The sequence below is a fragment of the Flavobacterium sp. genome (assembly GCF_035292545.1).
Classification (GTDB): domain Bacteria; phylum Bacteroidota; class Bacteroidia; order Flavobacteriales; family Flavobacteriaceae; genus Flavobacterium.
The window spans coordinates 26,684-44,650 of record NZ_DATDPV010000006.1; the positions used below are offsets into that span (position 1 = coordinate 26,684).

The window sequence follows — 17,967 nt, forward strand, 5'->3', positions numbered from 1 at the left end:
AAAAAACGCTCTAAATGTAATTTAGAGCGTTAATTCTTGTTGCTAAAAGCAGAATTTATTCTTTGCGTTCCAGTAAAGCCATATAAAATCCATCAAAGCCAGATTCTGAAGCCAGAATTTTAGAATCTTTTATGAATGTAAAACTTTTCCCAATATCAGTAGTTAAGAAATGCTTAACTTGTTCCTGATTTTCAGATGGTAAGATTGAACAGGTTGCATAAACTAGTTTTCCGCCTGGTTTTACAATTTTGGAATAATTTTCTAAAACTTCGGCTTGCACTTTACGTATGTTGTCAATAAATTCGGGTTGTAATTTCCATTTCGCATCAGGATTTCTTTTCAAAACTCCTAAACCACTGCAAGGTGCGTCAATCAAAACTCGATCTGCTTTTTCGTGTAGTTTTTTTATGACTTTTGTAGAATCAATAATACGGTATTCTATATTGAAAGCGCCATCTCTTTTGGCTCTTAATTTCAGTTGTTTCAATTTGCTTTCATACAAATCCATCGCAATCAATTGTCCTTTGTTTTCCATCAGGGCAGCAATATGCAATGTTTTTCCACCGGCACCGGCACAAGTGTCTACCACACGCATTCCTGGTTTTACATCTAGAAAAGCGGCTACAAGTTGTGAATTGGCATCTTGTACTTCAAAGAAACCGGCTTTGAACGCATCAGTCATGAAAACATTGGCTCTTTCTTTCAACACCAAAGCATCAGGTTGATTTTTCAGAAACTCCGTTTCAATGTTCAAATCCATTAATATGGCATGCAGTTTCTCTTTGGTCGTTTTTAAGGTATTTACCCGAAGAATAACTTTTGCAGGTTGGTTTTGAGCTGCGATTTCGGTTGCCCAAACTTTTTCGCCCAATTCTTTTACACCCAATTCATCCATCCAGTCGGGGATAGATTCTTTTAGGGCTCTCACTTTTGAAAGTTCATCAAAACGCCCTTTTATTTTTCGTTCCGGAGTTCCTTCCAATTGTCTCCAATCTGGAATTGGATAGCCTCTTAAAACGGCCCATACGGAAAACATTCTCCAAATATTATCTCTGTCAAATGGTTCTTTTACTTCGGCAATTTCTGCATATAATCGTTTCCACCTAACGATTTCGTAGATGGTTTCGGCAACAAATTTACGGTCGGAACTTCCCCAACGTTTGTCTTTTTTTAAAGCTCTTGCAACCACTTTATCGGCATATTCTCCTTCATTGAAAATCGCATTCAAAGAATCGATTGTCGTATAAACTAAATTTCTGTGTAATCTCATTTTTTGTAATTGAGGTGCAAAGGTACTATTTAATGATGAATGTTTATAATAAATGATAAACGTGCTTTTTAGTATATAAAAAAAAACACTGCTTGTGACAGTGTTTTTTAAAATTATTTAATTCTATTCAAAACTATTTTCTCAGGAGCATGCAATACCATTGGGAATTTTTCAATTTTTACGGAACTGCTATCCAATCCAAATGCTTTTTCTTCGGACAAACTGAATTTCTTAATTAAGAAGTAGGTGTTCATAATAATTTTTTCATGCCAAAGTAAATCACTGTCGTTAGATAAGAATTTTTCGGACAAAACAAATTTGAAATCACCAATGATATTGTTTTTATTCAAAGATTCATAACGACTTGTTACATCAACCTCGCCATTTTTCACCATGTCTCTTAATACTTCTTTGAACATCAGGTTGATTTTTGTAGGTTCTCTGAATCCTAAATTAAAATCTACTCTAAATAAATCGTCTTTGATGATTTCGGTAACTTTATATTCTGTTTTATAAGGCTCGCTTAAAATATTCACATGGACAAACCAATAGATATCGGCTCTTTTTGGTCTTTTTTGCAAGATGGAATACATTACTTTTTCTTCAATTTCATCCACTCGGCTTGCATTAGTCATATAAACCAGGTGGGTTGCATATTTTGGGATGGATAAATCAACACATAATTCAGCTAATACTTTTCTGTAATTATCAATTTTTACAATTTTAGTATAATTTTTGCTAATTTTCTTAGCCATGTGCCATGTGGTCATTACGCCAATTAGTAGCACGGCAATAAATAAAGTCACATAACCGCCATGTGAAAATTTCTTAAGATTAGCAAATAAAAAGCTAAACTCAATTACTAAATAAATTAAGATTAACGGTGAAATGATGTACCAGGAAACCCTTTTTATAACCATAAAATAGGTAAGGAGTAAGGTAGTCATAATCATACATAATACGATGGCTAAACCGTATGCGGCTTCCATATTGCTGGATTCTTCAAAATGCAAAACAATCATTACACAGCCTGCAAAAAGTAACCAGTTGATGGACGGGATATACAATTGTCCTTTTAATTCTGTTGGGTATTTAATTTTTACTTTTGGCCAAAAATTCAATCTCATGGCTTCGTTTATCAATGTAAATGAACCGCTAATCAAGGCTTGAGAAGCAATTACAGCCGCAAGTGTTGCTATGATAATTCCTATTGGCAGAAACCAGTCGGCCATGATTAAATAGAATGGATTTCCGTGTGAACCGCCTAAAGTTTTTAATGTTTGTCCTTCATGTTGAATTAAATAAGCGGCTTGTCCGAAATAATTTAAAACCAAAGTAGTTTTTACAAAAATCCAACTGATTCTGATGTTTTTTCTTCCGCAATGACCCATATCGGAATACAAAGCTTCAGCTCCTGTAGTACAAAGAAAAACAGCTCCAAGAACATAAATTCCTTCTGGGTGAATAGTCAATAAATGATAGGCGTAATAAGGGTTTAGCGCTTTGAGTACTTCCATGTGATCTAACATTTGAAGAAGTCCCAGAACACCCAACATTCCAAACCAAATCAGCATCATTGGCGCAAAAAATTTACCCACTAACTTGGTTCCAAATTGTTGTATGGTAAAGAGGGCAAACAAAATTCCAATAACGATAGGAACAGTATTGATATTGGGATAAAAAGTTCGAATTCCTTCTACAGCAGATGCAACAGAAATGGGTGGTGTAATGATTCCATCGGCAAGTAACGCACTTCCGCCAATAATTGCAGGAATGATAAGCCATTTTACCTTGGTTCGTTTGACTAAAGCATATAATGCGAAAATTCCACCCTCGCCATTATTGTCAGCGCTTAGTGTAATCAAAACATATTTTATGGTAGTCTGTAATGTTAATGTCCAGAAAACACAGGAAACACCTCCTAAAACGATGTCGGCATCTATTGTATGAAGACCGATAATGGCTTTCATTACATATAATGGAGAAGTTCCAATGTCACCGTAAATGATACCTAAAGTAATTAATAATCCCCCAAAAGTTAATTTATTGTGTAGACTGTTATGTTGTGCATTCATTATACGATTCTTAAAAAGTGTGCAAATTTATAATTATAAAATCAGTTTATTGATAATTGATTCACTTTTATTATGAAGGTTGATTATTTATTTTTAAGCATAAAAAAAAGCACTGTCCATAAACAGTGCTTTTATAATTAGTGAATTCTGGTTAGTGATATTTTCTCCGGAGCATGTAATACCATTGGGAATTTTTCAATTTTTACGGAACTGCTATCCAAACCAAATCCTTTTTCTTCGGATAAACTGAATTTCTTCATTGTGAAATAAGTGTTCATTACAATTTTTTCAAAGAAAGTTAAGTCACTATCATTGGATAGGAATTTTTCAGATAAAACAAATTTAAAATCACCTATAATATGATTCTTACTTAACGATTCATAACGGCTGGTAATATCTACTTCGCCATTTTTCACCATATCTTTAATTACTTCTTTGAACATCAGATTGATTTTTGTGGCTTCTCTAAAACCAAGATAAAAATCAATTCTATAAATATCATCTTTAATAATTTCGTTTACTTTATATTCTTTTTTATAAGGCTCACTTAAAATATTAACGTGAATAAACCAATATAAATCGGCACGTTTCGGTCTTTTTTGCAAGATGGAATACATCACTTTTTCTTCTATTTCATCGCTACGGGTAGAATTAGTCATATATACCAAGTGTGTTGCATATTTAGGAATGGATAAATCCACACTCAACTCGGCAAGAACTTTTTTATAGTCGTTAATTTTGACCATTTTAGTGTAACTTTTGCTAATTTTCTTAGCCAGGAACCAGGTTGACATTACGCCGATTAACATAAAAGCAATAAACATAGTAACATAACCGCCATCATAAAACTTAGTGATATTGGCAGCTAAGAAACTAAATTCAATTGTTACATAAAGCGTAATCAGAGGTGCTATAAAATACCATTTTACTCTTTTCATTACTAAATAGAAATTTAATAACGTGGTGGTCATCATCATTCCTAAAATTATTGATAAACCATAAGCATGTTCCATCTCTTTGGATTCCTTGAAATATAAAATTATTCCAACACAACCTAAAAACAGCAGCCAATTTATGGATGGGATATACAATTGTCCTTTTACATCTGTAGGATAATTAATTCTGACTTTTGGCCAAAAATTCAATCGCATGGCTTCATTTATTAAAGTAAAGGAACCACTAATTAAGGCTTGGGATGCTATAATAGCTGCAAGTGTGGCTACAACGATTCCTATTGGCTGGAACCAGTCGGCCATGATTAGATAAAACGGATTAGGATTATGTTCATTTAGTTGGGCCAATGATTTTCCATTGTGTAATAATAAAAAGGCTCCTTGTCCAAAATAATTTAAAATCAAAGTTGTTTTAACAAAAATCCAGCTTACTCTAATGTTTTTTCTGCCGCAATGACCCATGTCAGAGTACAAAGCTTCTGCTCCGGTAGTACAAAGAAAGACAGCTCCTAAAATAAGGAATCCGTGACCAGAAACGTCTGATGTCAATAATTTGTAGGCATAGTATGGATTAATGGCTTTTAAAACCTCAAAGTTTTTAGTAATTTGAAGTATTCCTAATATTCCAAGCATAGAAAACCAAACAAGCATAGTAGGCGCAAAGAATTTACCGACAATCTTAGCACCAAATTGCTGAATGGAAAAAAGAACAAACAAAATTGCAATTACAATAGGAATGGTAGGGATGTCTGGTTTGAAAATAAGTAATCCTTCTACCGCGGATGATACAGAAATGGGCGGTGTTATAATTCCTTCGGCCAATAATAAACTACCACCGATAATCGCCGGAACAATCAGCCATTGAATTTTTGTTCTTTTAACTAAAGAATATAAAGAAAAAATTCCACCCTCACCATGATTGTCTGCATTTAAGACAATGATCACATATTTTAAAGTGGTTTGCAATGTTAAAGTCCAAAGAATGCAAGACAATCCTCCTAATATCAGTTCCTGATTAATTGTATTTTCTCCAATTATGGCTTTCATTACATACAAAGGAGAAGTTCCAATGTCACCGTAAATTATCCCTAAAGTTAATAGCAAACCGCCTAATGATAATTTACTGTGAATATCTTGATGTTGCGTTTTCATAAAAGTTTCTTAAAAAAGATGACAAATTTATCATTATAAAACAGATTATTAGCAAATGTGTTATTTTTTTTTAATGAATAAAAGTTTTTTTTTAAGTATAAAACAAAAAAAAACACTGTCTATTAAACAGTGTTTTTTAAAATATATATAATGGATATTAACCTCTACCTGAACCTCTGGATTGATTATTCTCTCTTGGAGATTCGCTTCTTTGTTGAGAATTTCCTCTTGGTGAAGACGATTCTGCTCTGTTTCCTCTTTGTGGGGAAGCTTCACTTCTTGTGTTTCCTCTTGGTGCAGACGCTTGTCCTGTGTTTCCTCTTTGAGCATAGACTTCGCTTCGTGTGTTACCTCTCTGGGTTGAAGTTTCATTTCTCGTGTTCCCTCTTGGCGTAGACGCTTGTTCTGTGTTTCCTCTTTGAGTATAGACTTCACTTCTTGAGTTTCCTCTTGGAGCAGACGCTTGTCCTGTGTTTCCTCTTTGAGTATAAACTTCACTTCTTGAGTTTCCTCTCTGTGTTGAAGTTTCACTTCTTGTATTACCTCTTGGAGCAGCAGTTTCATTTCTGGTGTTTCCTCTTGGTGTAGATGTTTCGCTTCTATTTCCTCTTGGAGCAGCAGTTTCATTTCTCGTGTTACCTCTTGGAGTTGACATTTCACCTCTGTTTCCTCTTGGAGCAGCAGTTTCATTTCTTGTGTTTCCTCTTGGAGTTGACATTTCACCTCTGTTTCCTCTTGGAGCAGCAGTTTCATTTCTCGTGTTTCCTCTTGGAGTTGACATTTCGCCTCTGTTTCCTCTTGGAGCAGCAGTTTCGTTTCTTGTGTTTCCTCTTGGAGTTGACATTTCACCTCTGTTTCCTCGGGTTTGATTTTGAGCAATTGCATTTCGTCCACCTACATTTCTGGTAGTCCTTGTTTGGTCTAATTCATGTCGATTGCTAACACTGTTTCTTTGAGAAAAAGAACGATTAGGATGTTGTCTTTCATAACCATCTGAACGTCTCGTCTGGTGCATGGCAACTGCGGCACGGCTTCTTCTAACATTCACATAATTGTAATAATTATTTATATTAATATTAATGTTGATGTTATTTCTATATCTGAAAACCGGGTAAGGATTCCAGGCATAATAATAGGTTGGGTAGTAACCCCAATACCATGAAGAATAATAGGGATGATAATTATTGACCCAAAATGAAGTATAAATTACAGGAGTATGCACATAAACAGGCTCGTAAATATAATTGTGGCCATACATATAGACATCACCAACTACTTGTACCTGAACGTTATTGTTGCGATCTCTTTCTACTTCAACGGTCGCAACATCCTGAAATACATCTCTTTCCAAGACTGCTTGGACAATGATTAAATGAGTTCTTCCTTCGACCGATTCGATAACCCGCAAATAATCAACTTCGTTATCATTATTTAAATCTAAATTCGAAATTTGAAGTTTTGGATCATTCAATCGTCTTTCAAAATCGCTCAGATTTTCGGAATCTCCAAAAATAGAAGCAACCGCTCTCAAATCTAAATTATCACTAACCTCAGAACTTGTAGCATTTACAGTAGTCCTGTCTTGTGCAAAAGTCTGATTTGCAAAGAGGGAAGCAAAAAGGGCAAGGGTAAATATTTTCGTTTTCATAATTTAAAGGATTTTGTTTCTTAACTTTTTTTTAATATCCAATTACTGTGCCAATATTTTTATTTATAAAAGCATTGTTTAAAATCCATAATATTAGTCGTAATTTAGCTTCAATAAATTGTAAACGATGAAATTTAAAAATGTTGTTTTTTTGCTCTTAATTTTGATATTTTCCTGTAAATCAAAAATGTACGAAACCCGGAAACAACCATCAAAACCTTATACTTCTGTAATTGTAGACACGCTTTTTAAGGACAAAATAAGTATAAGAGCCATAGTAGTTGATAAAAATAAAGTTTGGTATGCGGCCGATAAAAATAGATTTGGATTTTATGATTTGAATACCAAAAATAAATCCGAAAGAAAAATAACCAAAGATACTTTGAAACTGGAGTTCCGAAGCATCGCTCAAACTTCCGAAGCTGTTTTTGTATTAAGTGTGGCAAATCCTGCAGTACTGTATAAAATCAGCAAAAAAGATTTGACAACTAAAGTAGTTTATCAGGAAAAAGGAGAAAAAGTGTTTTATGATAGCATGCAATTTTGGAATGATAAAGAAGGAATAGCAATTGGTGATCCAACAGAAGATTGTTTTTCTATAATTATTACGCGTGACGGCGGGAATTCATGGAAGAAAACAACTTGCGATAATCTTCCTAAACTTGCGGATGGCGAAGCATTTTTTGCGGCCAGTAATTCGAATGTTATCATCAAAGGGTCCAAAACGTTTATTGTTTCGGGCGGAAAAAAATCAAGGTTTTTTGTGAGCGAAGACAAAGGACTTTCCTGGAATGTTTATGATACACCAATTGTTCAGGGACAAGCCATGACTGGGATTTTTTCAGCCGATTTCTATAATGAAAACCTAGGATTCGCAGTAGGAGGGAACTATGAAAAACAAGCAGACAACTCAGCCAATAAAGCCATCACTTTCGATGGTGGAAAAACCTGGAAATTAACTGGCGTAAACGAAGCTTTTGGTTATGCATCGTGTGTGCAATTCAGCACTAACAAAAACGAGTTGGTTGCAGTTGGGACTTCAGGCGTGTTTTATTCTTTTAACCAAGGGGGAACATGGACAAAAATAATGGATGATAAAGATTTGTATACCATCCGATTTCAAAATGACAGCACCGCATTTGCAGGGGGAAGAAATAAAATGATTCGAATTAATTTCAAAAAATAATGAGAGCCATTGGCTCTCATTATTTACGTTTTTATCTTCTTGGCTGTTTATCACGATACTGTTTCAATAATTTTCTATTAAAATCCTCTTCGGCTTTTTTTAGCTTTATAATTTTTACCGGGCTAATAATTCCTTTTAGATTCGAGATGAATTTTTTACGCAGTTGGTATATTTCATCTTCTGTATTTTCTATTTGAGCTAAAAAGGCAGCTGCTTCTTTCTCGGACATTTTATCGAGTGAACCGTCATTCATCCGGTTCATATAGGCTCTCATTTTTTGATGTCTTAATTCAAATTGTTTGTCGTCAAAAGCATTGTAAACCGGCCAGAATTTCTCAGCTTCATCTGCTGATAAGGACAATTCGTTAGTCAGGAAAGCTATTTTTAAAGTTTTTACCTGTTCTTTTTTCTCTCTCATTCTTCCTCCTTGAGCATAAAAACTAAAGGAAACGAGTATGAGAAGTAGCGGAAGTATATTTTTTAATTTCATTGTGCTGTTTTTTATTTTTTAAATTTAAATTGCAATAAATCTGGTGTTTATATTTTAATGATATGAATTATTCGGTTATGAAATTTTCTAAATTTCTGTTTGTTGAAAGAATGTCTTCTAAGGTTTCATCTTCGAGATTACTTTCTACTTTCATTTTTTCTATGTCTTCGGCTTCCAATAAACTTACCAAATCATATTGATTGATATTTGACTGATCGGCGATATAATTTTCTAAAGTAACTTCGTCAAGTTCTGTAGTCTTTGTCGAAAGTCTGTTGTAAACAGGAACAAACAAGGCCAGAATTAAAACCGCAGCTGCGACCAGAATCCAATTTTTTCTTTTTTGGAAAATAGAAATTACCTTTGGTTCCTGCGCAGGAATTTCTTTCATTACTTTTTCCGAAAATTTTTCGAAGTAATGCTCAGGCGTTTGAAATCCTGATTTAATTTTGGGCTCACTATCTAATCTAAAATCATTCATAGCTATAAGACAAGTTTATATTTAAAAGGTTTAATCTTTGGTCATAAAAAGTTCAATTTTTTTCACCGCATGATGATAGGACGCTTTCAATGCGCCAACCGAAGTGCCTAATATCTCCGACATATCTTCGTATTTTATTTCTTCAAAATATTTCATTTTAAAAACCAATTGTTGTTTTTCGGGCAAAAGGGCAATCGCTTTTTGTAATTTTAATTGAATGGCATTACCGTCAAAATGGGTGTCTGCAACTAAATTTTCGACTAATTTGCTTTGCATCGCTTCGCTGGTTGTACCGTTTCGTTTTGCTTTTTGATTAATAAAAGTGATGGCTTCATTTGTTGCAATGCGATACATCCAGGAAAATAATTTGCTGTCGCCATTAAATTTTTTTAAGTGCTGGTATACCTTTACAAACGTATTTTGCAACACATCATCGGCGTCGTCGTGATTCAAAACAATATTCCGAATGTGATTGTACAAAGGTCTTTGATAATCCGACAAGAGTTTTTGAAACGCTTCATTTTGCGTTTTGGGGTTCAATAACTGTTGTATGAATTCCTTTTCGTCCAAAGAAAATTATTTATCTATAAGAATGCCGCTAATCGAAAAGGTTTAATCTGTAAAAGATGTTTTTTAGCTAAAAATTAGAATTCATCCATTGCTGGTTCCTGAACTGGTTTAGGTTCAGCAGGTTTTATTTTTTTTACAGGTTGAATAGTTTTAGGTTGTACAACTGGAACCACTATTTTAGGATTTACCGCAATATAAATTTCGGTAACCCATTTTGACGGACTTTTTTCCTGTTCAACTCCTATTGTATATACTTCCATCGATGGTCCGGCAGGTTTTCTTACCAGATTATTTGCATAAATATATTCAGCAGCTTTATCCCATGCTTCTTTACTATGAGAATAATCACCGGTCAAAGTTGTTTTTACTGCTTCAAAAGGCTCTAGTTTCCCGCCCATAATATCGCTTCCCGGACTGGTAAATATTTCATCTTTTATAGGAATGCAAACAGAAAAATTAGTGATTCCATTCACAACATCATAAGTATGATAAATTACAAATGGCTTTCCATTCATAGGGATAATATTTTTTTTGAAAAAATAGTTGAGTTTAGACAACATAATTTTAAAATTCTTTGGAACATTTGAAATTTTACTTGTGATGGTTCGTTGCAAATAAAATCCACCTGGTTTGGTTACAATTCCATTTACGTTTACCGTATAGGTATTAATCTCATAATCTAGCGTTTTATCTAAATTCGCGAGACTTTTTTCATACATATCTCCAATAATTTTATCGGCACCGCCTTTTATAGTAGCATAAACTTTGAACATGAAAGGCATTGTTCCTTTTGTTCTCCAGGTCACTTTTGTTCCGCCAACGGTATCTTTAAAGGTCCAGAAAACAGATGAGGGCGTACCATCATAATTCATTTTTTGGGCAATACTGTCGTTTTCTTTAACAAAAATAGTTTTCATATTTCCATCACCTTCTTTTCCGGACCAGGAATATGAACCGCCAACTCCAATTGTTTTTTCCGGATAACTAAATTTCATTTCAGCATCATTTTCTTTCCATGAACCCCAATTTTCCCAATTTCTGTAATCGTTTACATAATTGAAAACTACTGATTTGGGAGATTTTATAACTTTGCTTCTAACAACATCATAATCTCCTTTTTGTGTGGCAACAAAAACAGATAACGCTACGAATGCGAGTAGGATTAGTAAAAATATATATTTGAGAATTCTCATAATCAATAGGGTTGGTTTAGTGATGTAAAGTTAAAAATAATAATGATATACCCGATTATAATTTGTAATTGATGGATTACAAAATATTTTTATCAAAAAGATTGATTATTTTAATTTTACCAAACGGGCTTAAAAACAAAAAAACGCCATTTTTTAGTGGACGTTTTTTTATGAAACAATGCTTTTTAAACTAATGCTTAAAAAATATTTTTATAACAAAAAGCAATGCGATGAAAATTAGAAACCCAATCAAAACCTTATAGTTCCCTTTATAAAAACTGCGATGAATGATAATATCTTTTCTATAGGAATAACCTACGGCAATAACAAAAGCTATAAAAAACAAACCTGCAAAAATTAATTGTCCCTGACTAAACATATTCGTAAAATTTTAGGCAAAAATACTCTTTTGTTATCAAAAGTTACTATTTTGCATTGCTATTTAATCAGTTAAAAATTATGCAAAAACAAATTAACGCAGTCAAAGAATTTCACCAGACTTTTGGTTTGGGATTCAGCGAAACACCAAAAGGAGATTTGGGGGAAAACAAGAATTTGCTTCGTTTCCATTTAATGAAAGAAGAAAATGAGGAATATCTCGAGGCAGTTCAAAATAATGACTATGTAGAAATTGCCGATGCACTGGGCGATATGCTGTATATTCTTTGCGGAACAATTATTGAGCACGGATTACAGCATAAAATCGAAGCTATTTTCGACGAAATTCAACGCAGTAATATGAGTAAATTAGATATAGATGGAAAACCGATTTACCGTGAAGACGGAAAAGTGATGAAAGGGCCAAACTACTTAAAGCCTGATTTTTCGGAAATATTGAAATAAAAAAATCCCGATAATTCGGGATTTTTTATTGAAGAGATTGCAAGCTGAAATCTTCCATTTGAACTAAACCTTAACGGTCCATCCAAAAGTGTCTTCCGCTAATTTATATTGAATATTATTTAATTTATCTTTTAATTGTAAGGCAATTGAATTTTCTAATTTAGGCAATTCATGGTATATGTCATCAAAGGAGAATCCAACAATCGGGTTCACAACCGCAGCAGTTCCTGCTCCGAAAATTTCTTTTAGAGTGCCATTTTTTGCGGCCTCCACAATTTCTGAAACGAATACGGTACGTTCTTCAACATTAATCCCTTCTTTTTTGGCAATGGCAATTAGACTTTTTCTGGTAATACCATCCAAAATTCTTTCACTTACAGGAGCTGTTACTAAAGTATCATTTATTCTAAAGAAAACGTTCATGGTTCCCGCTTCTTCCAGCATGGTGTGGGTTGCATCATCAGTCCAGATGATTTGTTGAAAACCTTTATCGTTAGCTAATTTTGTCGGATAAAATTGTGCTGAATAGTTTCCGGCTGCTTTTGCAGCGCCAATACCACCATTGGCTGCACGACTGAAATGTTCCGCGATAATTACTTTTACCTCACCCGAATAATATGATTTTGCTGGTGAAAGTATAATCATAAAACGGTAATGAGTTGATGGGGCAGCAATTACGCCGGTACCTGTGGCAATCATGAAAGGTCTTATATATAAGGCATTCCCTTTTCCTTTTTTTACCCAATTTCTTTCCAAATCAATCAATTGTTGTAAACCGCCCATGAAGACCTCTTCAGGAACTTCTGGCATGGCCATTCTTACTGCTGATTTATTGAAACGTTCAAAATTTTGATCCGGACGAAAAAGCCAAACTTCCTCATTTTCATCTTTAAAAGCTTTCATTCCTTCAAAAATGGCTTGGCCATAATGAAAAACTTTCGCCGAAGGATCCAATAAAAACGGTTCATAAGGAGTAATTTTAGGTTTTTGCCAGGCGCCATCAGCAAAATCACAGATTAACATATGGTCGGTAAATATATTTCCGAAAGCAATATTTTCAAAATCAATTGAATCAATTTTTGAAGTTGCAACTTTTACGATATCAATTTCTTGAGTAGCTTTTAAACTCATTTATAAGTAGTTTTTTAAATGAAATAAGTCGTTTAACATCTTGATTTCTAGTTGTCAACAAGTTAAATTCAAAAATTAAATGTTGTGTTATTTTCTGCGCTAAATTAACAAAAAATAGAACTGTTTTTACTTGAGGTAAAATTATTTCTTACTTTTTACTTTTTTCTTTTCCGTAGTTTTAATTTATTGTGAAATTCTCAATAATAATTGAAAATAGATGTAATATTACTTTGTTGTTTGAATTATCTAACTATTTTTGTTTTTTGATAAATAGATTTAATCATTAAAAAACGTAAAATGAAAAAAGTAGTTGTTTTGGTATGCTCCGTTCTTGTTTTAACAAGTTGTAAAAAAGAGAATGCTATAGTAGAAAAAAAAGCTGAAGTTGCATATGCCGCTTTTGGCGATAGTATTTCGGCAGAAAACGCTTTGTCAACAGAAGAAATGACGGCTAAATTTGGTGAAATGAAACAAGGCGATACAGTTGCTGTAAAATTTAAATCTAAAATAAAAGAAGTTTGTCAGAAAAAAGGCTGCTGGATGAAATTGGATTTAGCAGAAGACAAAGAAGCATTTGTTAAGTTTAAAGATTATGCTTTTTTTGTGCCAAAAAATGCTAAAGCCGAAGAAGTTATTATTAGTGGAAAAGCTTTTGTAAGCATTGAATCTGTTGAGGAATTAAAACATTATGCAAAAGATGGAGGGAAATCTCAAGCAGCTATTGACAGTATTGTTGCGCCAAAAACGACATACTCATTTATGGCTGATGGTGTTTTAATAAAAGGATAAATGAAAAAATATATGTTATTGTTTGGTTTTTTTCTTTTAATTGCTTGTGCAAATAAATCGGAAAAAGCAGCTTGTGCTTCTGATGCATCAGATAAAAAAAAGAAAAATTTCGAGATGTATCAAATGTCTGAAATGGCTCTTTTGATGGAGCAAATGTATGTGGACAATCAGCTATTGAAAGAAAGAATAAATAAAGGAGATACCATTGGGAAGTTTCCGAATCATTTCCTTCAGATTCATAAAGCGGTTATGACTGATGAAAGCGAAAATGATGCTTTTTTCGATGAACAGGCAGCGCTTTTTATCAAATCACAAGAACTGATTTATGAAGATCCCAAAAACGCCAAAGAGCATTTTAATAATGGGGTTAGTGCCTGTGTTCGTTGTCATGAAGTAAAATGCGGCGGGCCCATTCCAAAGATTAAAAAATTATATATAAAGTAGATTTTGAAAAGAGAAATTATCCAGACTTCCGATGGTTCCACCACCATTCATTTGCCGGATTGGGATGAATGTTATCATTCTAAACATGGGGCAATTCAGGAAGCAAAACACGTTTTTATAAAAAATGGACTCTCCTTATTTGAAGGAAAGTCCATTTCAATTTTAGAAATTGGTTTTGGTACAGGATTGAATGCTTTTATCACTTATTTAGAAGCAAAAAAGTACAACCAGACTATTGATTATGTTGGAGTGGAAGCCTATCCGATTTCAGCGGAAGAAGTTTTGCAAATGAATTATGTTGCAGAATTAAAAGCTGAAACTGAAAGTCTTGTTTTCGAAAAAATACATCAGTGTGATTGGGAAGAAAAAATAGCTATTTCAGATGATTTTGGTTTAACCAAAAGGAAACAGTTTTTTAATGAGATTGGAGATGAAGATAAATTTGATTTAATTTACTTTGATGCCTTTGGTTATCGGGTACAGCCTGAATTATGGAGTACTGAAATTTTTGAAAGAATGTATAAAGCCTTAAAAAAGGATAGTGTTCTGGTAACTTATGCCGCTCGTGGCGTGGTAAAAAGAAGTATGCAAGAAGTAGGCTTTACAGTTGAAAAACTTGCAGGACCTCCTGGGAAAAGAGAAATGTTTCGGGCAACTAAACAATGATTTTTTTTGATTCCGTTATTTTTTTAAGCAATTATTTAATATATACAGGAGAAACAATTAACTTTATATTAGTAAAAGCTTTCGGATTTTTCTCTAAATTTGATTTAAGATTGCTAAACTAACTTTAAGAAAAAGATAAATTCATTTTATGAAAAGAACCATGTTCGATTACACAAAAAACATACTTGAAAGAGTAAGTTTTGATCCTTTACTTTTCTGTAAAGAATTAGAAAAAGCATTAAAAATGTTGTTGCCATATGAGATAGAGCAACTTACAGATTGGCTTCTAAATTTCACAAATGAAAAACCTGAACTAAGACAATGTCTTATTTACATAAACAAATAGAACTAAAAGAGCTTAAAAGGCTCTTTTTTGTTTTAGATAACTAGTAACCAATGTATTACAAAATAATAAGGCCCAATAAAACACGTAAGATTTTTAATATTTTTTATGATAAAAAGTGCTAATAAACGGTTTTTTATGCATTTAATCGGCTTTTTTAATTGAACGAAAAGTAATTTATTATACATTTACAATAGGTTCTATTAAGATAACTTTTAAATCTTATTGTTATGTCCAGAATGATTTATGATTACACGAAGGAGGTGCTTGAAAGAGTGAGCTTTGATCCTCAACTTTTTATCAAAGAGTTAAAAAAAGCAGTCAAAAATTTGTTACCCTATGAAATCGAGCAACTGAGGAGGTGGCTTTTGTATTTCACAAATGAAAAACCCGAACTGAAGCAATGTTTATTTATTGTTAATGATTAAACAAACATATATCTACTGTATAAAAAAAGGAGCTTTTTTAGCTCCTTTTTTATTGCTATTTATTTCTTTGAAATTGGACTTATAATTTCTACATTTTGAAAAACGATAGCGCCTTTTATTACTCCGGCAATAGTTTGTCTCAAAGCTTCAATAATATGAATTTTTAGTTCCGTTTTCGGAAAAACAAGGCTGACTTCTCGGGCTGGTTTTGGTTCTTTAAAATGATGTAATTTGCTTTTGTCTTTTTCTTTTAAATCCAAAGTATGCAAAAACGGCAGAAGCGTAGTGCCTAATCCTTCGTCGGCCAATCTGATTAGAGTCTCAAAACTACCACTTTCCAATTGAAATGAATTTCCGGAAACAACGCCCTGATTTTTACATAAATTTAAAATTCCGTCACGGAAACAATGCCCGTCTTGTAATAACAAAATCTCATCAAGATTTAAATCCGAAACTTCTATTTCTAGCTTATTTGCAATTTTATGATTTTCGGGAATATAAGCCACAAAAGGTTCATAATACAAAACAATTTCTTTGAGCTTTTCTTCCATTAAAGGAGTGGCGGCAATGGCAGCATCAAGATGACCGTTTTTTAATCTTAATATGATTTCATCTGTGTTTAACTCTTCGATGATGAGTTTTACTTTTGGATATTTTTTGATAAAATTATTCAAAAACATGGGCAAAAGCGTAGGCATAATCGTTGGGATTATCCCCAGTCGGAATTCGCCGCCAATAAAACCTTTTTGTTGCTCAACAATATCTTTTATCCGGTTGGCTTCGTTGACAATATTCTTGGCCTGATTGACTATCTTTTGTCCAATATCAGTCAGTTGTATTGGTTTTTTTGTTCTGTCGAAAATTTGAATTTTTAGCTCTTCCTCAATTTTTTGAATCTGCATACTTAACGTAGGCTGTGTAACAAAACATTTTTCGGCTGCGAGTGTGAAATTTTTGTGTTCTGCAACGGCAAGAACATATTGTAGTTGAGTAATAGTCATGAGTATAGTAATTTCTGATACAAATATAAAAACAATCAATTTAATTTATAGTAAAAGCCTTATTTTCTTTTCTAAATTTGTGAAAATAAAAGTCATGAAAACAAATATTTTAGGATTGCCAATAAAAGAAACAGAATTATTAGTTCTGGAACTGAATATATTATTATCTAATTTTCAAGTGTATTATCAAAATTTAAGAGGAATTCATTGGAATATCAGAGGGAAGCGATTCTTTGATTTGCATGTAAAATTTGAAGAATTATATACAGATGCTCAAATAAAAATTGATTTAATTGCCGAAAGAGTTTTAACAATAGGAGGGACTCCATTGCATACTTTTGAAGATTACATTAAAAACAATCAGATTGTTGTTGGTAAAAACATTTCAAATGATGAAAAAGCAGTTCATTTAATTGTAACATCGCTATCTCATTTATTGAAAATTGAAAGAGAAATTCTGAGTAAAGCTGCAGCAATCAATGATGAAGGAACCAATTCTATGATGAGTGATCTTATCGCTGAACAAGAGAAAACCATTTGGATGATGCGAGCCTGGCTTGAAGAAAGTTTATAATCGTTTTGACATCAAAATTGAAACCAGAATGATTGCAATCTCTGACTGGTTTTTTTATAGATGTTAAATTTGGTTTAAATTTAAAATTATAATTTTTTTTCCTAAAGTTAAATTCTATTTTTGCCTCAAATGAAATTAGCCGTAAAAATACTTTTAATCGTTTTTATTACTTTTCTCTCAACTCCAACTATTGTGAGTCTGATTGAGAAAGGTACTGATACATCTTATTTTTACAGTACATCTGAAGAAGAACAAGCTCATAAAGAAATTAAAGCGGAATTTAAGTTTAATACAACTTATGATGTGATTAATTTATCCGGTTTAACCTCAAGTCTTATTCTGTCAGAGAATTTATCCAAGCACGATAATATTGCTTCTTCCATTTTTATTCCCCCACCTGACTTGGTTTAATACAATGCGATTTTAATTTTTTAAAATTCGATGCTCATATTTTTACAATGTGACAAAATTCTTTGTATTAAATTTTTAGTAAGGTATTATGACAAAAAAAATCAATCTTTTTGCTAACCTTAAATCCGATTTTGCGTCTGGTTTAGTGGTTTTTTTGGTGGCGCTACCATTGTGTTTAGGTATTGCAATGGCTTCAGGAGCCCCTTTGTTTTCAGGAATTATTGCAGGAATTATCGGTGGAATAGTTGTAGGATATTTAAGTACATCTAATATCAGTGTTTCTGGTCCAGCGGCGGGTTTAACGGCTATTGTTCTTACC

21 protein-coding genes are annotated in these 17,967 nt (G+C 33.0%); 10 read left to right on the forward strand and 11 right to left on the reverse strand.

What is annotated here, in order from left to right; genetic code table 11:
• Positions 1-55: 55 nt before the first annotated feature.
• The 4 genes from VI621_RS01005 to VI621_RS01020 all read right to left on the reverse strand — a co-directional run bounded on the left by VI621_RS01005 (position 56) and on the right by VI621_RS01020 (position 7,098).
• Positions 56-1,270, reverse strand: coding sequence for an RsmB/NOP family class I SAM-dependent RNA methyltransferase (locus VI621_RS01005; RefSeq protein ID WP_324216527.1), 1,215 nt, complete (start codon positions 1,268-1,270; stop codon positions 56-58).
• Between the two features lie 113 nt (positions 1,271-1,383).
• Entirely contained in the window at positions 1,384-3,345 is a 1,962-nt protein-coding gene (locus VI621_RS01010) for a KUP/HAK/KT family potassium transporter (RefSeq protein ID WP_324216528.1), read from the reverse strand.
• 137 nt (positions 3,346-3,482) lie between these two features.
• On the reverse strand, positions 3,483-5,450 hold the full coding sequence (locus VI621_RS01015) for a KUP/HAK/KT family potassium transporter (RefSeq protein WP_324216529.1): 1,968 nt from the start codon (positions 5,448-5,450) through the stop codon (positions 3,483-3,485).
• Between the two features lie 157 nt (positions 5,451-5,607).
• Positions 5,608-7,098, reverse strand: a complete 1,491-nt coding sequence (locus tag VI621_RS01020; RefSeq protein WP_324216530.1) for a hypothetical protein — start codon at positions 7,096-7,098, stop codon at positions 5,608-5,610.
• A 187-nt stretch (positions 7,099-7,285) separates the two neighbouring features.
• Between VI621_RS01020 and VI621_RS01025 the strand changes: the two genes are divergently transcribed.
• Entirely contained in the window at positions 7,286-8,284 is a 999-nt protein-coding gene (locus tag VI621_RS01025; protein ID WP_324216531.1) for an oxidoreductase, read from the forward strand.
• A 31-nt stretch (positions 8,285-8,315) separates the two neighbouring features.
• On the opposite strand, the gene VI621_RS01030 is transcribed toward VI621_RS01025, so the two are convergent.
• From VI621_RS01030 to VI621_RS01050, 5 genes are all read right to left on the reverse strand, one after another.
• Positions 8,316-8,774: a sensor of ECF-type sigma factor gene (locus VI621_RS01030; RefSeq protein WP_324216532.1), complete on the reverse strand. Its 459-nt coding sequence runs from the start codon at positions 8,772-8,774 to the stop codon at positions 8,316-8,318.
• A 67-nt stretch (positions 8,775-8,841) separates the two neighbouring features.
• Positions 8,842-9,255 carry a hypothetical protein gene (locus tag VI621_RS01035; RefSeq protein WP_324216533.1) on the reverse strand — a complete coding sequence of 138 codons (414 nt, stop codon included), beginning with the start codon at positions 9,253-9,255 and terminating at the stop codon, positions 8,842-8,844.
• 30 nt (positions 9,256-9,285) lie between these two features.
• Complete coding sequence (locus VI621_RS01040) at positions 9,286-9,825, reverse strand: sigma-70 family RNA polymerase sigma factor (protein ID WP_324216534.1); 540 nt, start codon at positions 9,823-9,825, stop codon at positions 9,286-9,288.
• A 74-nt stretch (positions 9,826-9,899) separates the two neighbouring features.
• Complete coding sequence (locus VI621_RS01045) at positions 9,900-11,018, reverse strand: SRPBCC family protein (RefSeq protein ID WP_324216535.1); 1,119 nt, start codon at positions 11,016-11,018, stop codon at positions 9,900-9,902.
• A 190-nt stretch (positions 11,019-11,208) separates the two neighbouring features.
• Entirely contained in the window at positions 11,209-11,397 is a 189-nt protein-coding gene (locus VI621_RS01050) for a hypothetical protein (RefSeq protein WP_324216536.1), read from the reverse strand.
• Between the two features lie 80 nt (positions 11,398-11,477).
• Here VI621_RS01050 and VI621_RS01055 point away from each other — a divergent pair, with 80 nt between their 5' ends.
• A complete protein-coding gene (locus VI621_RS01055) occupies positions 11,478-11,861 on the forward strand; it encodes a nucleoside triphosphate pyrophosphohydrolase family protein (RefSeq protein WP_324216537.1) in 384 nt (127 codons plus the stop codon).
• A 63-nt stretch (positions 11,862-11,924) separates the two neighbouring features.
• Here VI621_RS01055 and VI621_RS01060 read toward each other — a convergent pair whose 3' ends face one another.
• Positions 11,925-12,992: a branched-chain amino acid aminotransferase gene (locus VI621_RS01060; protein WP_324216538.1), complete on the reverse strand. Its 1,068-nt coding sequence runs from the start codon at positions 12,990-12,992 to the stop codon at positions 11,925-11,927.
• A gap of 297 nt (positions 12,993-13,289) precedes the next feature.
• Here VI621_RS01060 and VI621_RS01065 point away from each other — a divergent pair, with 297 nt between their 5' ends.
• The 5 genes from VI621_RS01065 to VI621_RS01085 all read left to right on the forward strand — a co-directional run bounded on the left by VI621_RS01065 (position 13,290) and on the right by VI621_RS01085 (position 15,662).
• The gene (locus tag VI621_RS01065; protein WP_324216539.1) at positions 13,290-13,781 is read left to right on the forward strand and encodes a DUF4920 domain-containing protein; all 492 of its coding nucleotides are present in this window, start codon (positions 13,290-13,292) and stop codon (positions 13,779-13,781) included.
• Positions 13,782-14,225, forward strand: a complete 444-nt coding sequence (locus tag VI621_RS01070; protein WP_324216540.1) for a hypothetical protein — start codon at positions 13,782-13,784, stop codon at positions 14,223-14,225.
• Positions 14,226-14,228: 3 nt separating this feature from the next.
• The gene (gene mnmD / locus VI621_RS01075; protein ID WP_324216541.1) at positions 14,229-14,891 is read left to right on the forward strand and encodes a tRNA (5-methylaminomethyl-2-thiouridine)(34)-methyltransferase MnmD; all 663 of its coding nucleotides are present in this window, start codon (positions 14,229-14,231) and stop codon (positions 14,889-14,891) included.
• A 148-nt stretch (positions 14,892-15,039) separates the two neighbouring features.
• Positions 15,040-15,237 (forward strand): hypothetical protein, encoded by a 198-nt coding sequence (locus VI621_RS01080; protein ID WP_324216542.1) that lies wholly within the window; start codon positions 15,040-15,042, stop codon positions 15,235-15,237.
• A 227-nt stretch (positions 15,238-15,464) separates the two neighbouring features.
• Complete coding sequence (locus VI621_RS01085; protein WP_324216543.1) at positions 15,465-15,662, forward strand: hypothetical protein; 198 nt, start codon at positions 15,465-15,467, stop codon at positions 15,660-15,662.
• Between the two features lie 59 nt (positions 15,663-15,721).
• On the opposite strand, the gene VI621_RS01090 is transcribed toward VI621_RS01085, so the two are convergent.
• On the reverse strand, positions 15,722-16,663 hold the full coding sequence (locus VI621_RS01090; RefSeq protein ID WP_324216544.1) for a LysR substrate-binding domain-containing protein: 942 nt from the start codon (positions 16,661-16,663) through the stop codon (positions 15,722-15,724).
• Between the two features lie 94 nt (positions 16,664-16,757).
• Between VI621_RS01090 and VI621_RS01095 the strand changes: the two genes are divergently transcribed.
• The 3 genes from VI621_RS01095 to VI621_RS01105 all read left to right on the forward strand — a co-directional run.
• The gene (locus VI621_RS01095; protein ID WP_324216545.1) at positions 16,758-17,237 is read left to right on the forward strand and encodes a DNA starvation/stationary phase protection protein; all 480 of its coding nucleotides are present in this window, start codon (positions 16,758-16,760) and stop codon (positions 17,235-17,237) included.
• A gap of 129 nt (positions 17,238-17,366) precedes the next feature.
• Positions 17,367-17,648 carry a hypothetical protein gene (locus VI621_RS01100; protein WP_324216547.1) on the forward strand — a complete coding sequence of 94 codons (282 nt, stop codon included), beginning with the start codon at positions 17,367-17,369 and terminating at the stop codon, positions 17,646-17,648.
• Positions 17,649-17,736: 88 nt separating this feature from the next.
• A partial coding sequence (locus VI621_RS01105) for a SulP family inorganic anion transporter (protein ID WP_324216546.1) occupies positions 17,737-17,967 on the forward strand: 231 nt, incomplete at its 3' end.

Coding starts and splice junctions, on each gene's coding strand:
- VI621_RS01030 (WP_324216532.1), bottom strand. CDS start 8,774: ATGAAATTAAAAAATATACTTCCGCTACTTCTCATACTCGTTTCCTTT.
- VI621_RS01005 (WP_324216527.1), bottom strand. CDS start 1,270: ATGAGATTACACAGAAATTTAGTTTATACGACAATCGATTCTTTGAAT.
- VI621_RS01065 (WP_324216539.1), top strand. CDS start 13,290: ATGAAAAAAGTAGTTGTTTTGGTATGCTCCGTTCTTGTTTTAACAAGT.
- VI621_RS01070 (WP_324216540.1), top strand. CDS start 13,782: ATGAAAAAATATATGTTATTGTTTGGTTTTTTTCTTTTAATTGCTTGT.
- VI621_RS01060 (WP_324216538.1), bottom strand. CDS start 12,992: ATGAGTTTAAAAGCTACTCAAGAAATTGATATCGTAAAAGTTGCAACT.
- VI621_RS01025 (WP_324216531.1), top strand. CDS start 7,286: ATGTACGAAACCCGGAAACAACCATCAAAACCTTATACTTCTGTAATT.
- VI621_RS01035 (WP_324216533.1), bottom strand. CDS start 9,255: ATGAATGATTTTAGATTAGATAGTGAGCCCAAAATTAAATCAGGATTT.
- VI621_RS01010 (WP_324216528.1), bottom strand. CDS start 3,345: ATGAATGCACAACATAACAGTCTACACAATAAATTAACTTTTGGGGGA.
- VI621_RS01055 (WP_324216537.1), top strand. CDS start 11,478: ATGCAAAAACAAATTAACGCAGTCAAAGAATTTCACCAGACTTTTGGT.
- VI621_RS01045 (WP_324216535.1), bottom strand. CDS start 11,018: ATGAGAATTCTCAAATATATATTTTTACTAATCCTACTCGCATTCGTA.
- VI621_RS01015 (WP_324216529.1), bottom strand. CDS start 5,450: ATGAAAACGCAACATCAAGATATTCACAGTAAATTATCATTAGGCGGT.
- VI621_RS01090 (WP_324216544.1), bottom strand. CDS start 16,663: ATGACTATTACTCAACTACAATATGTTCTTGCCGTTGCAGAACACAAA.
- VI621_RS01100 (WP_324216547.1), top strand. CDS start 17,367: ATGAAATTAGCCGTAAAAATACTTTTAATCGTTTTTATTACTTTTCTC.
- VI621_RS01085 (WP_324216543.1), top strand. CDS start 15,465: ATGTCCAGAATGATTTATGATTACACGAAGGAGGTGCTTGAAAGAGTG.
- VI621_RS01050 (WP_324216536.1), bottom strand. CDS start 11,397: ATGTTTAGTCAGGGACAATTAATTTTTGCAGGTTTGTTTTTTATAGCT.
- VI621_RS01020 (WP_324216530.1), bottom strand. CDS start 7,098: ATGAAAACGAAAATATTTACCCTTGCCCTTTTTGCTTCCCTCTTTGCA.
- VI621_RS01080 (WP_324216542.1), top strand. CDS start 15,040: ATGAAAAGAACCATGTTCGATTACACAAAAAACATACTTGAAAGAGTA.
- VI621_RS01095 (WP_324216545.1), top strand. CDS start 16,758: ATGAAAACAAATATTTTAGGATTGCCAATAAAAGAAACAGAATTATTA.